This window comes from Nonomuraea sp. NPDC050547 (assembly GCF_044457345.1).
GTDB lineage: Bacteria > Actinomycetota > Actinomycetes > Streptosporangiales > Streptosporangiaceae > Nonomuraea.
The window spans coordinates 1-17,448 of the sequence record NZ_JBITGW010000016.1 but is presented as its reverse complement, the minus strand read 5'-3'; the positions used below and the strand labels follow the sequence as shown (position 1 = coordinate 17,448).

Genomic DNA, 17,448 nt, shown 5'->3' with positions numbered 1-17,448 from the left:
CCGATGCGGCGGGCGGTCTTCACGGACCCCTGGGTCAGAAGGCCTCTTCCGGCAGCTCCATCAGCTCCAGCCCGGTCGCGTCGAGGATGCGCCGCTCGGTGGCGATCCTCGGCAGGACGGTGCCGGCGAAGAAGGAGGCGGCGGCGACCTTGCCCTGGTAGAAGGCGTCCTCGCCCTCGGACAGGCGGGCCAGGGCAACCTCCGACTGGCGCAGCAGCAGCCAGCCGATGATGAGGTCGCCGAGGGCCAGCAGGAACCTGGTGGAGTTCAGGCCGACCTTGTAGAGCTCACCCGGCGCCTCCAGCGAGCCCAGCGCCCAGCCGGCCATCGTGTCGCCCATGGCCTTGACCCCGGCCGCGGCCTCGGCGAGGAGCTTGCGCTCCTCCTTCAGGCGGCCGTTTCCCGCCTCGGAGGCGGCGAAGGCGTTGATGTCGGCCAGCAGGGAGCCGACGGCGGCGCCCTGGTTGCGCAGGATCTTGCGGAAGAACAGGTCGAGACCCTGGATCGCGGTGGTGCCCTCGTAGAGGGAGTCGATCTTGGCGTCTCTGATGTACTGCTCGATCGGGTAGTCCTGCAGGTAGCCGGAGCCGCCCAGGGTCTGCAGCGAGCGGGAGAGCAGCTCGTAGGAGCGCTCGGAACCGACGCCCTTGACGATCGGGAGGAGCAGGTCGTTCATGGCGTGCGCGGCCTGGTCGTCCGGGTTGATCTGGATGGCGTCCTGGAAGGTCGCGGTGAACATGACCAGCGCGCGCATGCCCTCGGCGTAGGCCTTCTGCAGCATGAGCTCGCGGCGTACGTCGGGGTGGTGGGTGATGGTGACGCGGGGGGCGGCCTTGTCGGTCATCTTGGTCAGGTCGGCGCCCTGGACGCGGGACTTGGCGTACTCCAGCGCGTTCAGGTAGCCGGTGGACAGGGTGGCGATGGCCTTGGTGCCGACCATCATGCGGGCGTGCTCGATGACCATGAACATCTGCTTGATGCCCTCGTGCACGTCGCCGACCAGGGTGCCGATGGCCGGGTGCTTGTCGCCGAAGGTGAGCTCGCAGGTCGTGGAGACCTTGAGCCCCATCTTCTTCTCGACGTTGGTGACGTAGGCGCCGTTGCGCTCGCCGAGCTCGCCGGTCTCCAGGTTCACGTGGTACTTGGGAACCAGGAACATCGACAGGCCCTTGGTGCCGGGGCCGTGGCCCTCGGGGCGGGCCAGCACGAGGTGGAAGATGTTCTCCGACATGTCGTGCTCGGCGCTGGTGATGAAGCGCTTGACGCCCTCGATGTGCCAGGTGCCGTCGGGCTGCTGGATCGCCTTGGCGCGGCCCGCGCCGACGTCGGAGCCGGCGTCGGGCTCGGTGAGCACCATGGTGGCGCCCCAGTTGCGCTCGATGGCCAGTTCGGCGAAGCGCTTCTGGTCGGTGGTGCCGGTCTTCCACAGGGTGTAGGCGAAATTGGGGCCGGCGGCGTACATGTACAGCGCCGGGTTGGCGCCCAGGACCATCTCGGCCGTGGCCCACGCGAGGGTCCGCGGGATGCCGGGGCCGCCCAGATCGACCGGCAGGTCAAGATGCGCCCAGCCGCCGTCCACGAGCGCCTTGTAGGACTTCTTGACGCCGTCGGAGACGGTCACGGTGCTCGTGGCGGGGTCGAAGACCGGCGGGGTGCGGTCGCCCTCCTCGAACGAATCGGCAAGGACGGTCGTGGACAGTCGGTTGACCTCGTCGAGAATGCTCCGGGCGACGTCCTCGTCGACCTCCGCATAGGGCCCGGTGCCGAGGATGTCACGGCGGCCGAACACCTCGAAGAGGTTGAACTCCAGGTCGCGCACGTTGCTCTTGTAGTGGCCCATGGCTGCTGATCTCCTTGAACCGCGGCGTTAGTCTACTGGCCAGTAACCTTACTAGAAATGCTACCCGCGGGTAACCACTGGTATGCGTGGCATGCTCGTCTGCATGAACGCCGAAGAGCTCTCCGCCCTGTGGCGGGAGCGCCTGGGTTCGTGGGCCATTCCTCCGGAAATCCTGGAGAACGCCACGGCCGATCCGTGGGGCCACCATCCCGCCAGATTCGCCACGCGCGCCGACCGCGCGCTGGCCGAGCCCGACCATGGCCCGACGATGACGCGCCTGGCCGAGGCCCTGCCAGAGGGCGGCACCGTCCTGGACGTCGGCGCGGGCGCGGGCGCCGCCTCGCTGCCGCTGCACGAGCACCTGAGCGCGGTGATCGCCGTGGACACCTCACCCGAGATGCTGGCCGCACTCGGCCCCAAGGCGGACAAGCTCGGCGTCGAGGTCATCCGGGTCGAGGGCCGCTGGCCCGACGTGGCGCCCGAGGTGCCCGTCGCCGACGTGGCCGTGGCCGCGCACGTCGTCTACAACGTGCCCGACCTCACCGGCTTCCTGCGCGAACTCGACGCGCACGCCCGCCACCGCGTCGTGCTGGAGCTCACCCACCGCCACCCGATGAGCTGGCTCGCTCCGCTATGGGAGCACTTCCACGACGTACGCCGCCCCGTGCGGCCCGTCGCGGAAGACGTGGTGGCGCTGGCCGCGGCCATGGGCTTCGGCGTGCGGGTGGAGGAGCGCGAGTCGCCGCTGGAACGCTTCGGCACGCTGGAGGAACTGGCCGCCTCCGCCTGCCACCGCATCTGCCTCGACCCCGCCCGCGCCCCCGAGGTGGCGGAGACCGCGATGGAGCTCGGCATGTGGCCGGTGCCGCGTGACCGCTGGGTCACGATCTGGTGGGAATCATCGGAGAACGCCCGCCGTTAGACGAAATGAGCGACAAAGCTCCCGGACGAGACGCGCCGTACCCGGTTCGCCAAGACGACGCACGACATTGTCGACTCGTTCGCAAGGGAGTGCATCGTCATGGCGTGGATCCTGCTCATCATCGCCGGCGCCTTCGAGGTGGTGATGGCCCTGTCGCTCAAGATGAGCAACGGGCTGTCGCATCTGTGGTGGACCATCTCGTTCCTGGGCTTCGCGGTCCTGAGCTTCGGCCTGCTGGCCTACAGCCTCAAATCGCTTGAAGTCGGCACCGCCTACGCCGTCTGGACCGGCATCGGCGCCGTGGGCACCGCGATCGTGGGCATGCTCGCCATGGGGGACAACGTGTCGTTCGCACGGGTCGCCAGCATCGCGCTCATCGTCATCGGCGTCGTCGGCCTCAACCTGGCGGGCGGCGCCGCCCACTGACCCCCCTCACGGGCTCGGCCGTGCGGTCTGTTCCCCTGCCGCACGGCCGCATAACCTCCTTGACGGCTTTGGTGGTGTTCGGTTGACTGGGCCCCATGATTGAGATCCATGCCGTCACCATCGACGCGGCCAACCCCTACGAGCTGGCCGTCTGGTGGTCGGAGGCCACCGGCCTGCCGCTCGGCGAAGGCGACGTCCCCGGCGACGACGAAGTGATGCTGCGCACCAAACAGGACCCCTACCTGCTGTTCGTCAAGGTCCCCGAGGGCAAGACGATCAAGAACCGCATCCACTTCGACGTCAACGGCACCGAGGGCCGCACCCGCGACCAGGAGGTCGAGCGCCTGCTCGGCCTCGGCGCCACGATCTTCGACGACCGCCGCACCGCGGACGGCGTCGGCTGGGTCGTCATGCGCGACCCCGAGGGCAACGAGTTCGACGTCTGCAGAAGCCAGGCCGAGAGAGGCTTGCCCGAATAAAGTTCGGTCAACCAGACTGGCGGCATGAGCGAGCCAAGCGCGTCCGCACGCATCGAGATCGCCGCCCCCGCACAGCGGGTCTACGAGCTCATCACCGACCTCGCCAACCTCGGCACCTGGAACGCCGAGTGCCGCAGGGCCCGCTGGGTCGGCGAGATCAAGGAGCCCAGAAGAGGCGCGCGCTTCGTCGGCGGCAACCGCAACGGCGCCCGCCGCTGGTCCACCCGGTGCACGGTCACCGCCGCGGAACCCGGCCGCGCCTTCGCCTACCACGTCCGCGCCGGGGGAGTGCTCGACGTGGCCGTATGGCGCTTCGACCTGACACCGACCGACGAGGGCTGCCTGGTCGAACAGAAGACGTGGGACACCCGCGGCGCGTTCATGCGCGTCGTCGGCGGCTGGGCCACCAACGTGCCCGACCGGGTCAGCCACAACACCGCGAACATGGCCACGACGCTGGAGAACCTCAAGCGCGTGGCGGAGCGCCGATGAAGGCGGTCGTCTGCACCGAGTACGGCAAGCCCGTCGAACTCGTCGAGGCCCCCGACCCCGTCCCGGGCCCCGGGCAGGTGCTCATCGAGGTCGAGGCGGCCGGGGTGAACTTCGTCGATGGGCTCATGGTGCGCGGCGGCTACCAGATCAGGCCGCCGCTGCCGTTCACCCCCGGGTACGAGGTGGCGGGGCGCACTCCCGACGGCACGCGGGTCCTGGCCATCACCGGTCTCGGCGGGTTCGCCAGCCATGTGCTGGTGCACGCGGCGCAGGCCGTACCGCTGCCTGATCATCTCGACGCCGCGCGAGCGGCGGCCTTCGCGCAGAGCCATTGCACGGCGCTGTTCGCGCTGCGGGAGCGGGCGGGGCTGCGGCCGGGCGAGCGCGTGCTGGTGCTGGGCGCGGGCGGCGGGGTCGGGCTGGCGGCGGTTCAGGTGGCCAAGGCGCTGGGAGCGGACGTACTGGCGGCGGCGTCGAGCGCGGCCAAGCGCGAGGTGGCGATCACGGCCGGGGCGGACGAGGCCGTCGGCTACGACGACCTCAAGGTCACAGCGCGCGCCTGGGGGGTGGACGTGGCGGTCGACCCTGTCGGCGGCGCGCTGTCGGAGCAGGCCCTGCGCGCGCTGCGCGAGCGCGGGCGGCTGCTGGTGGTGGGCTTCGCCTCCGGGGAGATCCCGCGGCTCCCCGCCAACCAGGTGCTGCTGCGCAGCCGGTCCGTCATGGGCCTGGACTGGGGCGCGTGGTCCATGACCCATGCGGCGGAGAACCGGGCGATGCTGGAGGAACTGCTGGCCATGCCGGGCATCGATCCCGTGGCGCCGCAGGTGCGGCCACTGGAGCAGGCGGGGCAGGCCATGGCGGATCTGGTGGAGCGGCGGGTCACTGGGAAGATCGTGCTCGTCCCTGCATGACGAACGTCAGGACGGCCGCGATCAGGTAGACCAGCGCACCGTGCCACAGCGCGCCCCACGCGGCCCCGAAGACGCCCTCGCCGTCGAGCACCAACTGCACCGGGTAGTCCAGGACGGCCGAGATTCCGGCCGGCAGGAGCGCGAACTTCCACGGGTGCTTGAGCGACCACATCCTGGCCTGCCGGGTCACCCGGTCACTCACGTCCGGCTTGGCGACCGCGCCGATCGCGGCGATCAGCGCGAACAGGTTGATGCCCAGGCCGAGCGCCCAGGCCATGTCGTCGAACCCGGAGAACACCCAGGCGATGGCGGCGGTGGCGCCGCCACCGACCACGGCGGCCTTCCAGGGGGCGCCGCGGAGGGCGGCGCCGGAAAGCGACATCTCGTCGCGTCGGCTGATTTCGTTCATGGCCTCAGGTTGCCCTTTCACGGCCCTTGTTCACATCGGGGATGGACCCTGACCCGTCCCTGACATGATGCGGACATGCCTGAATTCACCATTGAACGCCTGACCACGGCCGACGCCGAGCGCCTGCGCGAGGTACGGCTGCGCGCCCTCGCCGACTCTCCCGACGCGTTCGGATCCACCTATGAGCGCGAGGCCGCCTTCCCCGCGGAGAAATGGATCGAACGCCTGGAGAATCCGGATTCGGTGTTCTTCGCCGCCACGGCGGACGGTGCGATCCACGGCATGGTCTACGGCCTCGCCGAGCGGCCGGAGCACGTGCACCTGCTGTCCATGTGGGTCGCCCCTGAGGCCAGGGGAGCCAAGGTCGGCTCGCGGCTGGTGGACGAGGTGATCGCCTGGGCGCGCGGCAGGCAGGCCGAGGAGGTCGAGCTCTGGGCCGTCGACGTGAACACCGCCGCCCGCGCCCTGTACGCGGGCAAGGGTTTCGTGCCCACGGGCAAGGTCATGGGACTGCCGTCCAACCCGTCGCTCCAGGACTCCCAGTACGTGCTGTCGCTGGTGTTCCGCGAGGCGCGGGCCGAGGACGTCCCCGCCGTGGTGGCCCTCATCGCCGACGACGCGGTCGCCGCCCGCCGCACCGGCACGTACGGCCCCGCCCACGAGTCCGCCTTCGCCGCCATCCAGGCAGACCCGAACAACGAGCTGATCGTGGCCGAGCTGAAGGGTGAGATCGTCGGCACGATGCAGCTCACCTACATCCCCGGCATCTCCCGCAACGGCGCCACCCGCCTCCAGGTCGAGGCGGTACGCGTCGCCGCCCACCTGCGCGGCCAGGGCTGGGGCCGCAAGATGATGGAGTGGGCCCACGCCAAGGGCCGGGCACGCGGCTGCGTGATGGTGCAGCTCACCTCGGACAAGCAGCGCGAGGAAGCGCACCGCTTCTACCGCTCCCTCGGCTACGCCCAGTCTCACGAAGGGTTCAAGCTGCCGCTCACACCGGCGTGAGCTCGACGATGTTGTCGTGGTAGACGGCGCCCTTGCCCATGTCGGCGTCGCGCTCGTCCACCACGGCGTTCGGGCCGGAGCCGCCGGGCGAGAACTTCGGCCAGCGGCCCTTCGGCGAGGCCACGACCCCGGCGGCCACCCGGTCGCTGATCTCCACGTCGGCCAGGAACTCGCCGTTGGCGTTGTGCACGCGCACCCGCTGGCCGTCGGCCAGCCCGCGCGCCGCCGCGTCGGCCGCGTTGACCAGGACCACCGGCTCCTTCGACCTCTTCCGCAGCTCGGGATTGTTGCCGAAGATCGTGTTGAGGAACGTGTGCGCGGCCGGGGTGATCAGCGTCAGCCCGTCCTTGCCCGCCGAGTTCGGCGGCACGTAGGCCTTGCCGGGCGGCGGGAAGCGCAGCCGTCCCGACCGGGTCGGGAAGCCGTCGGCGAAGGGCGCGAAGGGTTTGGGGTAGCTCATCCGCACCCATCCCTCCTTGCGCAACCGGTCGAGCGTGACGCCCTCCAGCGACGGATGTCCGCTCGACAGAAGCTGCTCGGCCAGCTCCAGGTCCGTGTCGAACAACGACGGCTCGGTCATGCCCATGCGCTCGGCCAGGCGGCGGAAGGTCTCCGTCGTGGACAGGCACTCGCCGGGCGGCGGGACGGCGGGCTCGTTCCACAGCAGGTAGAGGTGGCCGTAGCCGGCGTGCAGGTCCATGTGCTCGGTCTGCATGGTCGCGGGCAGCACGATGTCGGCGTAGTCGGCGGTGTCGGTGGGGAAGTGCTCCATGACCACCGTGAACAGGTCCTCGCGCAGCATCTCGCCGCGGATCCTGTTGGTGTCGGAGGTCGAGGCGAGCGGGTTGGCGCCGTAGACGAACAGGCACTTCACCGACGGCAGCTCCGCGGCCAGGCGGGTCATGGCCAGCGTGCGCACCGGCTGGGCCAGCAGGTCCTCGCGGGTGTCGATGGTGAAGTGCACGTGGTCGCTGGTCGAGTACGCCACGCCGCCGCCCGGGTGTCGCCAGTCGCCGGTCACGCCGGGGATGGCGGTGATCGTGCGCATGGCCGTACCGCCGCCGGCGTGGCGCTGGATGCCCATCGTGGCGCGGATCGCGGTGGGGCGGGTGTGGGCGAGCCTCGTCCCCAGGCTGTGGACGGTCGCGGCGGGAATGCCGGTGATCTCGGCCACACGTTCCACCGGATGTTTCAGGATTTCTTCGCGGAAGTCGTCCCAGCCCTCGGTATGTGCGGCCAGGTACTCCTCGTCCTGTGTGCCCTCGGCCAGCACCACGTTGAGCAGGCCGAGCGCCAGCGCGGCGTCGGTGCCGGGCCGGATCGCGATGTGCTCGTCGGCCTGGTCGGCGGTACGGGTCCTGATCGGGTCGATCGCCACCACGTGCGCGCCGTCGGCCCGCGCGTCCTGGATGAACTTCCACAGGTGGTGCCCGCTGGTCAGCGTGTTGGTGCCCCAGAGCAGGATCAGCTTGGACCGCGCGAGGTTCTCCGGGTCCATGCCGCCCGCGGTGCCGTTGGCGCGCCGCAGCCCGGAGGAGCCCGCGGAGGAGCAGATGTTGAGCCAGTGCCGGGAGGCGCCGAGCATGTTCCAGAACCGCCGCCCCGCCACGCCCTCGCACCCCTGCACGTAGCCGAGCGACCCGGTGCCGTTGTAGGGCCAGATCGCCTCGCCGCCGTGCTCGTCGACGATGCTCCGCAACCGGGTGGCGATCTCGTCGAGCGCCTCGTCCCAGCTGATCCGCTCGAACTGCCCCGACCCCTTGGGCCCGGTACGGCGCAGCGGATGGAGAATCCGGTCAGCCGCCCGCGTGTGCTCCAGATATCGGTTGACCTTCACGCAAAGGGCGCCCCGCGTGTACGGCTGGTCGGGATTCCCGCGCATCTTGACGGCCTCGCCGTCCTCGACGGTGACGACCCAGGAGCACGTGTCGGGGCAGTCCAGCGGACACGCCCCCAAAACCTGCAGATTTCCCGACATAACGCACAGCTTACGAAAGAGCGCCCCGGAGGTTCCCCCGAGGCGCTCCCGCACCGTCAGCTCGTCGCCGAAGGCACCCCGTCGTGGGTGACGGTGGCGGCCATCCGCGCCGCGGGCGGCGTGTGCGGCGCCCCCGGTTCGTGGATGGCGTCCAGCGCCGCCTTGCTGTAGGTGTACTTGGCGGCCAGGGCCGCGATCGCGTCGGAGTTCACGTCCAGCGCGGTCGCGTCGACGTTCTTGATCGTGTCGCACTCGCCGTGGTAGCACGGGTCGTACGGCTCGCCCGCCGTACCGCCGAAGAGCTTGGCCTCTTCCTCGGTCTTCTTCTTCTCGGCCCCGGTGAACAACCCGCCGCCGGCGATCCCGGCGTCGATGAAGGCCTTGTAGTCCGAGCGCCCGTCGAACTCACTCGGCTTGAACGGCAGGCCGCGAGCCCCGTAGAACCCCTGGAAGTCCTTCTCCAGCTGCGCCGACCCGGCCGGACCCGGCACCCCGAACGCATCGCCGTCACCGTCGTAGATGTGGTACGCGAAGTTCGGCGAGCCGATCATGTCGTAGTTCAGGTAGAGCCCGACCGCGTTCTTCTGCTCCTGCGACAGCGACTCGACATAGTGCTTCGACCCCAGCAGCCCGAACTCCTCCGCGCCCCAGAACCCGAACCGCACCTTGTTGACCGGCTGGAACCTGGCCATCTGGAGCGCCACCTCCAGCACTCCGGCGGAGCCCGAGCCGTTGTCGTTGATGCCCGGCCCCTCCTGCACGCTGTCCAGATGGGCGCCCATCATCACGACGTTGTCGGCCCGGCCGCCGCGCGACTCGGCGATCACGTTGTAGGTGGTGCGCTGCTCGACCAGCGGGTCCCAGTTCAGTTTCACGGTGGCCCCGGGCGTCGCGGCCAGGTCTGAGCCCACGGCGAAACTCGTGAAGAAGGACGGGATCGTGATCGACGGGTCGCTGAGCGCCGGGTTGAGGTCCACGTCGGTGCGTCCGGGCTGGCCCTCGTTGAGGACGATCACCGCACTGGCTCCGGCGTCCTGCGCGTTCTTCGCCTTGACCCCGAAGTTGCAGGTGCCGCGCTGCAGCAGCGCCACGCGGCCCTTGACGAAGCCGGCGAAGTCGGCCGGCTCGCAGCCCGAGGTGGACGACGGCTGGGGCGTCGGCGGCAGCACCAGGTCCACGGCCTGGATCTGCCCGGTGACGCCGCCGGCGGGGGAGTCGCCCATCGCGACGTAGTCGTTGAAGAAGCCGTTCTTGTAGGCCTTGGGACTGGGCGAGAGCCGTTCGAGCACGGGCTTGGTCCGGTAGCCGTCGAAGGTGAACTCGAACGGCTGGACCGTCACCTTGTACCCGACGGCGCGCAGCAGCGTGGCCACGTAGTCACGCGACAGCTCGTGGCCGCGGCTGCTGGAGACGCGGGTGCCGCCGCCGGCTTTGGCGATCAGGTCGAGCACCCGCAGGTGGCGTTCGACGTGCTTGCCCTTGACGGCCTGGACGAGCTGGCGGGCGGGATCGCGGCCGTGGTCGGCGTACGCGGGAGCGGACAGGGCCAGGGGGGTGACGAGTGCGAGCGCGGCCGCACCCAGCACGCCTGCGGACAGGCGACGACGCATATGGCTCCTCGGTAAAGATGAAACGATCCCCCCGATAGCGTGAAAAGTATTCTGAAGGGGGGTTATTGGGGAAGATGTTGCCCCGGAGTTGTTATGCGGCCAGGCGGCTGACGACCGCCGCGACCGCGTCCGCCGTCACCTCCAGCACCTTCACGCTGACGTTGCGCAACGTGTCGCAGGCCTGGTGGTAGCACTTGTCGAGCGGCTGGCCCGCCGTACCGCCGAACAGACCGGCTTCCTTCTCCATCTTCTTCTCCTCGCCGCCGGTGAACAGCCCGCCGGAGGCGATCCCGGCCGCCATGAACGGCCCGTAGTCCGAACGGCCCGTCAGATCGGCGGCGCGGAACGGCAGCCCGCGCTCGCGGAAGTACCGCTGGAACGCCCGCTCCACCCTGGCCGAGCCCTTCGGCCCCGCGCCCGCGCCCGTGCGCTCCGAGTCGTCGCCGTCGAAGATCGCGAACGTGTGGTTCGGCGAGGCGATCATGTCGAGGTTCAGGTAGGCCTCGATCTTCTTGCGATCGGTCTCCGGCAGGCTCCGCACGTAGTGGCCGGACCCGAGCAGGCCCACCTCCTCCGCGCCCCACCAGGCGAACCGCACCGGCTGCCGCAACGGCGTACGCGCCGCCCGCAGCGCGATCTCCAGGATCGCCGCGCTGCCCGAGCCGTTGTCGTTGATGCCCGGCCCGTCCAGCGTCGAGTCCAGGTGCGCCCCGACCATCACCGCCTTGCCCGTGCCCCGCGTCTCGGCCAGCACGTTGTGCGTGATGCGCTCCTCGCTCACGGTCTTCGTCGTGACCCGGACCTTCTTCAGCCTGGTCACCTGCGCGCCCGCCTCCGGCGGCACCCCCACGACCGGGATCGGCTGCGGCGTCCCCGCGCTCCCCGCGAAGGAACCCTTCTGGTCGACCACGATCAGCGCCTTGGCCCCCGCGGCCGCCGCGTTGCGCGCCTTCACCTCGAACATGCACGTCCCGCGCCGCGTCACCGCGATCCGCCCGGCGCGAAAACCCTTGAAGTCACGGGCCGAGCACCCCTCGCCCGCCTCCTGCGGCGCCGCGTTCACGTCGCCGCCGCCGGAGTACCTCAATGTGGTCACTCCGGTGAGGCGCCTCCCGCCGCCCTCCACCACCGCCGGCGCCAGCTCCCGGTAGAAGTCGAAGGCGAACGGCTGAAGCCGCACGGTGTAACCCGCGTCACGTAGCCGCGCGGCCACATAGGCTGCAGATGCGTCGTATCCGGGCGTGCCGGCTGCCCGGGTGCCCCCATGTGCGTCAGCGATGGCTTGGAAGGCCTGGAGATGTCCTAGTACGTTGTCCACCTTGACCGCATCTACGAGCGGTTCGCCCGGCGCGGCTAGGGCCAGGATCAGCATCGTATGAGTGATCATGGCCTGAGGATGCCAACGTTGGCCGCGCACCGGGGTTAGACGCGTCGTCGCTGGTCGAGTCCTTACCCGGGGCGTTGACTCAGGTGACGATTGGGGACACTAGAGGCCAAAGATCGTACGGTCTGGCCTGGAAGGTGCAGAATCGCGGACGGTGGCGGAAATCAGAGAACGCGACAACGCGGCGGGCCTCTCGGAGAGGGAACCGGCCGTGGCTGAGCCGCGCCATGAAACGGAGGCCGGCGACAGGGACCCAGAGGTCTACGTCGTCGAACCGCTCCTCCCGCAACGCCTGCGCCGCCCCTCCGACCTGCTGCGCTTCATCGCCGCCCTGCTCGCGCTCGCCGCGGTCGTCCTGCTGTCACTGGTCGCCAAGCAGACGCTGAACGGCCTGGCCGGCGACGTGGCCGAGGGCGCCAACCTCGTCCCCAACCTGCTCAGCCGGGTCGCCGCCTTCCTCGGCGGCGGCGCGGTGCTCGTCGTGCCGGTCGCCTTCGCGGTCGAGCGCGTCTTCCACCGCGACGGCCTGCGCGTGGCGGAAGGCCTCATCGCGGCGATCATCGGCCTGGTCGGCTCGTTCCTCATCGGCGAATGGGTCATGTCCTCCGACGCCGCCGGCGACCTGCGGCAACTGCTCACCGGCAACCGGCCGGGGGTGGAGCCGTTCAACACCCTGCTCGCCTCGGTGGTCGCCTACAGCACCGCCGTACGCATCTCACGCAGACCCACCTGGCGGGCGCTGATCTGGACGGTCATCGCGCTCGACGTGCTCTCGCTGTTCACCAGCAAGCAGCTCACGCTGCCCAGCGCGATGGTGACGATCGTGGCCGGCATGGCCATCGGCTACGGCACGCTGTACGGCGTCGGCAGCCCCAACACCAGGCCCCCCGGCACCGCGGTGATCGCCGCCCTGCGCAAGCTCTCCTTCCAGCCGGTCAGCGCCCGGCGGATCGAAGACGACCACCAGGGCAGCCGCCGCTACGCCATCGGGCTGCACGACGGCAGCAGCCTCGACGTCACCGTTCTCGACCGTGACCGGCAGGTGGCCGGCCTGCCGTACCGGCTGTGGCGGCGCATCAGGCTCAACTCCGAGACCAGGCGCAGGGCGATCAGGTCGCTGCGCGCGGAGCTGGAACGCGAGGCGCTCATGGCCTACGCCGCGCAGGCGGCGGGGGCCTCGACCCCGCGCCTGCTCGGCACCAGCGAGGTCGGCACCGAAGCCGCGCTCCTCGCCTACGAGCACCTCAGCACCCGCCCCCTCGACGCGCTGCCCGACTCCGAGATCGACGACGACCTGCTCGCCCAGATCTGGGAGCAGCTCGAACTGCTGCGCCTGCAGCGACTGGCCCACCGGCGGCTGACCGGCGACAGCATCCACGTCGACGCCGACGGCCGGGTCGTGCTCACCGACGCCAGAAGCGGCGAGATCGCCGCCGGCGACCTGCTGCTGCGGCTCGACGTCGTCCAGCTGCTCACCTATCTCGCGCTGCGCGTCGGGGCCGAACGCTCGGTCGCCTCCGCCGCCCGGGTCGTGGGCGAGGACGCGCTGGCCGGGGCGATGCCGCTGCTGCAGAAGATCGCGCTGACCCGCCAGACACGGTCCGCGCTGGCCAAGGACAAGGGCCTGCTGTCGGCCATCCGGGAGCAGATCGAGGCGCTCAAGCCGCAGGCCAAGATCGAGGAGATCCGGCTGGAGCGGTTCCGTCCGCGCACGCTGGTCACGATCATCGCCAGCACGCTGGCCGCCTACTTCCTGCTGTCCCAGCTCAGCCAGGTCAACCTCGTCACCGTCATCACCACCGCCAACTGGGCCTGGTCGCTGCTGGCGCTGGCCGCCTCGTTCGTCAGCTTCATCGCCGCCGCGCTCATGCTGCGCGGGTTCGTGCCGGAGCCGCTGCCGCTGCGGCGGACGGTGCTGGTGCAGTTCGCCTCGTCGTTCGTGAAGCTGGTCGCGCCGCCCGCGGTGGGCGCCGTCGCGATCAACACCCGCTACCTGCAGAAGCGCGGCATCCCGCCCGCCTCGGCCGTGGCCAGCGTGGGCGCCTCGCAGCTCGTCATGCTGATCGCGCACATCAGCCTGCTGCTGCTGTTCGCCTACATCACCGGGTCCAACACCGCCACCTCGTTCACGCCCACGCGCGGGCTGGTCCTGGTGATGCTGGCCGTCGCGGTGCTGATCGTGGCCGTGCTCGGCGTGCCGCCGCTGCGCAGGATGCTCACCAAGCGGCTGCGCTCACTCTTCTCGAACGTGCTGCCGCGCCTGCTGGACGTGCTGCAGTCGCCTCGGAAGATGTTCGAGGGCTTCGCCGGGACCGTGATGATCACGATCGCGTTCGTGACCTGCCTCGACGCCTGCGTCTCCGCGTTCGGCGGCGACATCTCCTTCACCGCCGTCGCCGTGGTCTTCCTGACCGCCAACGCGATCGGCTCGGCCGCGCCCACACCGGGTGGTCTGGGCGCGGTCGAACTCGCGCTCGCGGGCGGCCTCACGGTGGCCGGCGTCGACAGCGCCGTGGCCACCTCCGCCGTCCTGCTCTACCGCCTGCTCACGTTCTGGCTCCCCGTCCTCCCCGGCTGGGCGGCCTTCACGTGGCTGCAGAAGCACGAGGCCCTCTAAACAAGCTTGTCGATCCGGGCCAGTTCGTCCTCGGTGAAGGCTGGGCCGTTCACGCAGGCCACGTTGTCCTCCAACTGCTTCACGCTGCTCGCGCCGATCAGCACGCTGGTGACCCGGGGGTCGCGCATGGCCCAGGACAGGGCCATCTGGGCGAGCGTCTGGCCGCGCTGCTCGGCGATGCCGTTGAGACCACGGGCCAGCTCGCGATCGCGCTCCGCCCGCTCGGCCGACAGGAACCTGCTGGTCGCCGCCCGCGAGTCCGCCGGCACGTCCTTCAGGTAGCGGTCGGTCAGCAGCCCCTGGGCCAGCGGCGAGTAGACGATGCAGCCCATCCCCGCGTCCTCCAGAGCGTCCAGCAGCCCGTCCTCGATCCACCGGTTGATCATCGAGTAGGACGGCTGGTGGATCAGCAGCGGCGTGCCCAGCTCGCGCATGATCCTGGCCGCCTGCGCGGTCTGCTCGGCCGAGTAGTTGGAGATGCCCGCGTACAGCGCCTTCCCCGACCGCACCGCGTGGTCCAGCGCGCCCATCGTCTCCTCGAACGGCGTCTCCGGATCGGGCCGGTGACTGTAGAAGACGTCGACATGGTCAAGCCCCATGCGGGTGAGCGACTGGTCGAGGCTGGCCAGCACGTACTTGCGCGAGCCCCACTCCCCATACGGCCCTGGCCACATGTCGTAGCCGGCCTTCGTCGAGATGATCAGCTCGTCCCGGTATCGCGCGAAGTCCTGGGCGAAGATCGTCCCGAAGTTGCGCTCCGCCGAGCCGTACGGCACGCCGTAGTTGTTGGCCAGGTCGAAGTGCGTCACGCCCAGGTCGAAGGCCCGCCGCAGGATCGAGCGCGAGTTCTCCAGCGGACGGTCGTCGCCGAAGTTGTGCCACAACCCCAGCGAGACCGCGGGCAGCTTGAGCCCGCTGCGCCCGCTCCGGTTGTACGGCATGCGGTCCTGATACCGGCCCTCGTCGGCCTGGTAGGTCATGCGGTGCCCCTCTCGATGATCCAGGAGAGCGCGAACGCCTCCTCGCGCCACGCGTCGTAACGTCCGCTGCGGCCGCCGTGCCCGGCGCCCATCTCCGTCTTCAGCAGGAACGGCCCGCCGTTCGCGACCGCCCGCAGCCTGGCGATCCACTTCGCCGGCTCGTGGTAGAGGACGCGCGTGTCGTTCAGGCTCGTGATCGCGAGGATCGGCGGGTACGGCCGGCCGTCCACGTTCTCGTAAGGCGTGTAGCTCTTCATGTAGGCGTAGACATCGGGGTTGTGCAGCGGATCGCCCCACTCGTCCCACTCAATCACGGTCAGCGGGAGCGACGGATCGAGGATCGTGTTCAGCGCGTCCACGAACGGCACCTCGGCCACCACGCCCGCGAACTCCTCCGGAGCCAGGTTCGCGACCGCGCCCATCAGCAGGCCGCCGGCCGAACCGCCCCTGGCGACCACCCGTTCGCTCCAGCCCGCCGCCTTCAGGTGCTTCGCGGCGGCCACGAAGTCGGTGAAGGTGTTCTTCTTGCGGGTCATCTTGCCCTCTTCGTACCAGCGGCGGCCCATCTCGCCGCCGCCGCGCACGTGCGCGATGGCGAAGACGAACCCGCGGTCGAGCAGGGACAGCCTGGCCACGGAGAAGCTCGGGTCGATGGAGGTCTCGTAGCTGCCGTAGCCGTACAGGACGGTGGGGGCGGGCTTGGCGGCGTCCTTGCGCTTGACGATCGAGATCGGGACGCGGGTGCCGTCCTCGGCCGTGGCCCACTCCCGGACCTGCTCGTAGTCGCCCGGGTCGTAGCCGCCGAGCACCGGACGCTGCTTGAGCAGGATCAGCTCGTGCGTGGCCAGGTCGTAGTCGTAGATGCTGGGCGGCGTGATCATGCTGGTGTAGGCCAGCCGGAGCCTGCCGGTGGAGAACTCGGGGTTGCCCGCGGGCCCGACGTCGTAGAGGGGCTCGGGGAAGTCGATCTCGTACGCGTCCGCGTCCTTGGGCAGGATCCGCAGGCCGGTGAGACCTTCGCGGCGGAAGTGCACCACGGCGTGGTTCTCGAAGGCGTCGATCTCCAGCAGGCGGGTGTCCTCGCGGTGCTCGATCAGCGGCGTCCAGTCGCCAGGGGAGCCGAGGGGGGCGGTGGCGATCTCGAAGTTCTCGGCGGCCTTGTTGTGCAGCACGTAGAAGAAGTCTCCGGCGTGCTCGACGCCGTATTCGACGCCGGTCTCGCGGGGGCGTACCAGCTGGAACTCGCCGGAAGGGTCGTCGGCGGCCAGGAGGCGCACCTCGCTGGTGATCTTGCTGCCGGCGCCCAGGACCAGGTAGCGCTCGCTGCGGGTCAGGCCGATGCCGACCCAGAACCGCTCGTCGGACTCCTCGTACACCAGGACGTCGTCATGGGTGCCGAGGGTGTGGCGGTAGACCTGGTGGGGGCGCCAGGCGTCGTCGACCCGGGTGTAGAAGAACGTCGAGCCGTCGGCGGACCAGGCGCCGCCGTAGAAGATGTCCTCGATCTCGTCGGGGAGTGTCTCGCCGGTGGTCAGGTTCTTGAAGCGCAGGGTGAAGCGCTCGGCGCCCTTGTAGTCGGTGGAGTAGGCCAGCATCGTGCCGTCGGGGGAGACCGCGCTGGTGCCGACCGAGAAGAACGGGCTGTCGCCGGCCAGCGCGTTGCCGTCCAGCAGCACCTGCTCGTGGTCGAGAACCTTGCCCGGCTGGATCTCCGGAGGTTCGTCGCCGGTGGCGGGGACCCGGGAGGAGACGGCGTATTGCTTGCCCTCCTCGGTACGGGTGAAATACCACCACGCGCCCTTACGACTGGGCACGGACAGGTCGGTTTCCTGGGTCCTGCCCTTGATCTCTTGGAAAACCTGCTCCTGGAGGTCGGCCAGGTGAGCGGTCTCCTGTTTGAGATACGCGTTCTCGGCTTCCAGATAGGAGACCGTGTCGGGATCTTCCTTGTCGGTCAGCCACGCGTATTCGTCGATCACGGTGTCGCCGTGATGGAGACGCTCAGTCGGGATCCTCTTCGCCGTCGGCGGCGTGTTCCTGCTCACGGGGGGAGTCTATGTTCGGCTGTGATCGTTCTGTGTTGCGGAAGGTGTCCCGAGTGGTCTGGGGCGCTGCTAATCTTCTAAAGCCGACGCAGTGCGGCGCAACCAACCACCTCTCTCGGGTGGCTCTGGCGTGTGCTGAGTCGGTATCCCCTTGCAACGCGCTGGTTCTGATGATCGATTTGCTTGTCGGTCTCGGAGCGAGTAAGTTAGAGGGGTTGCCCCGGAGACGGGGTGGTCGAAATTCCCGCAGGTCAGCCCGCGAGTGTCAATTTGACACCAAGCGGACCGGCTGAAAGAATTAAGACACAACGAAATGAGCCGCTGGAAAACGCGTCCGTTTCTTGAGAACT

General features: G+C 69.6%; 14 protein-coding genes and 1 riboswitch. Of the genes, 7 read left to right on the top strand and 7 right to left on the bottom strand.

Translation table 11 applies throughout. From position 1 onward, the window contains the following. Positions 1-34: 34 nt before the first annotated feature. Positions 35-1,840, bottom strand: coding sequence for an acyl-CoA dehydrogenase (locus ACIBHY_RS34835; protein ID WP_397308916.1), 1,806 nt, complete (start codon positions 1,838-1,840; stop codon positions 35-37). 103 nt (positions 1,841-1,943) lie between these two features. On the opposite strand from ACIBHY_RS34835, the gene ACIBHY_RS34830 reads away from it, so the two are divergent. The 5 genes from ACIBHY_RS34830 to ACIBHY_RS34810 all read left to right on the top strand — a co-directional run bounded on the left by ACIBHY_RS34830 (position 1,944) and on the right by ACIBHY_RS34810 (position 5,070). Next, positions 1,944-2,762, top strand: coding sequence for a class I SAM-dependent methyltransferase (locus ACIBHY_RS34830; RefSeq protein WP_397308915.1), 819 nt, complete (start codon positions 1,944-1,946; stop codon positions 2,760-2,762). A 4-nt stretch (positions 2,763-2,766) separates the two neighbouring features. Then, a riboswitch (guanidine-III (ykkC-III) riboswitch) is annotated at positions 2,767-2,826 on the top strand. A gap of 35 nt (positions 2,827-2,861) precedes the next feature. Next, positions 2,862-3,188 carry a DMT family transporter gene (locus tag ACIBHY_RS34825; RefSeq protein WP_397308914.1) on the top strand — a complete coding sequence of 109 codons (327 nt, stop codon included), beginning with the start codon at positions 2,862-2,864 and terminating at the stop codon, positions 3,186-3,188. A 95-nt stretch (positions 3,189-3,283) separates the two neighbouring features. After that, positions 3,284-3,667, top strand: a complete 384-nt coding sequence (locus ACIBHY_RS34820) for a VOC family protein (protein ID WP_379613970.1) — start codon at positions 3,284-3,286, stop codon at positions 3,665-3,667. A gap of 24 nt (positions 3,668-3,691) precedes the next feature. Beyond that, entirely contained in the window at positions 3,692-4,159 is a 468-nt protein-coding gene (locus ACIBHY_RS34815) for an SRPBCC family protein (RefSeq protein ID WP_397254312.1), read from the top strand. Beyond that, positions 4,156-5,070, top strand: coding sequence for an NADPH:quinone oxidoreductase family protein (locus ACIBHY_RS34810; protein ID WP_397254310.1), 915 nt, complete (start codon positions 4,156-4,158; stop codon positions 5,068-5,070). Before ACIBHY_RS34815 ends, ACIBHY_RS34810 begins: the two co-directional genes overlap by 4 nt. Here ACIBHY_RS34810 and ACIBHY_RS34805 read toward each other — a convergent pair. After that, positions 5,039-5,479 carry a hypothetical protein gene (locus tag ACIBHY_RS34805; RefSeq protein ID WP_379613964.1) on the bottom strand — a complete coding sequence of 147 codons (441 nt, stop codon included), beginning with the start codon at positions 5,477-5,479 and terminating at the stop codon, positions 5,039-5,041. The genes ACIBHY_RS34810 and ACIBHY_RS34805 overlap by 32 nt on opposite strands. A 75-nt stretch (positions 5,480-5,554) precedes the next feature. Here ACIBHY_RS34805 and ACIBHY_RS34800 point away from each other — a divergent pair, with 75 nt between their 5' ends. Next, complete coding sequence (locus ACIBHY_RS34800) at positions 5,555-6,484, top strand: GNAT family N-acetyltransferase (protein WP_397254309.1); 930 nt, start codon at positions 5,555-5,557, stop codon at positions 6,482-6,484. On the opposite strand, the gene ACIBHY_RS34795 is transcribed toward ACIBHY_RS34800, so the two are convergent. The 3 genes from ACIBHY_RS34795 to ACIBHY_RS34785 all read right to left on the bottom strand — a co-directional run bounded on the left by ACIBHY_RS34795 (position 6,471) and on the right by ACIBHY_RS34785 (position 11,252). Then, a complete protein-coding gene (locus ACIBHY_RS34795; RefSeq protein ID WP_397308913.1) occupies positions 6,471-8,462 on the bottom strand; it encodes a molybdopterin-dependent oxidoreductase in 1,992 nt (663 codons plus the stop codon). The genes ACIBHY_RS34800 and ACIBHY_RS34795 overlap by 14 nt on opposite strands. 56 nt (positions 8,463-8,518) lie before the next feature. Beyond that, complete coding sequence (locus ACIBHY_RS34790) at positions 8,519-10,072, bottom strand: M28 family peptidase (RefSeq protein ID WP_397308912.1); 1,554 nt, start codon at positions 10,070-10,072, stop codon at positions 8,519-8,521. A 91-nt stretch (positions 10,073-10,163) separates the two neighbouring features. Then, entirely contained in the window at positions 10,164-11,252 is a 1,089-nt protein-coding gene (locus ACIBHY_RS34785) for a M28 family peptidase (protein WP_397308911.1), read from the bottom strand. Between the two features lie 415 nt (positions 11,253-11,667). Here ACIBHY_RS34785 and ACIBHY_RS34780 point away from each other — a divergent pair, with 415 nt between their 5' ends. After that, complete coding sequence (locus ACIBHY_RS34780) at positions 11,668-14,073, top strand: flippase-like domain-containing protein (protein WP_397308910.1); 2,406 nt, start codon at positions 11,668-11,670, stop codon at positions 14,071-14,073. Here the strand turns inward: ACIBHY_RS34780 and mgrA are convergent. Beyond that, positions 14,070-15,053: an L-glyceraldehyde 3-phosphate reductase gene (mgrA, locus tag ACIBHY_RS34775; protein WP_397254301.1), complete on the bottom strand. Its 984-nt coding sequence runs from the start codon at positions 15,051-15,053 to the stop codon at positions 14,070-14,072. The two genes, ACIBHY_RS34780 and mgrA, sit on opposite strands and share 4 nt — an antisense overlap. After that, positions 15,050-17,098: a S9 family peptidase gene (locus ACIBHY_RS34770; protein WP_397308909.1), complete on the bottom strand. Its 2,049-nt coding sequence runs from the start codon at positions 17,096-17,098 to the stop codon at positions 15,050-15,052. The genes mgrA and ACIBHY_RS34770 overlap by 4 nt, the downstream gene beginning before the upstream one ends. Between the last annotated feature and the right edge of the window lie 350 nt (positions 17,099-17,448).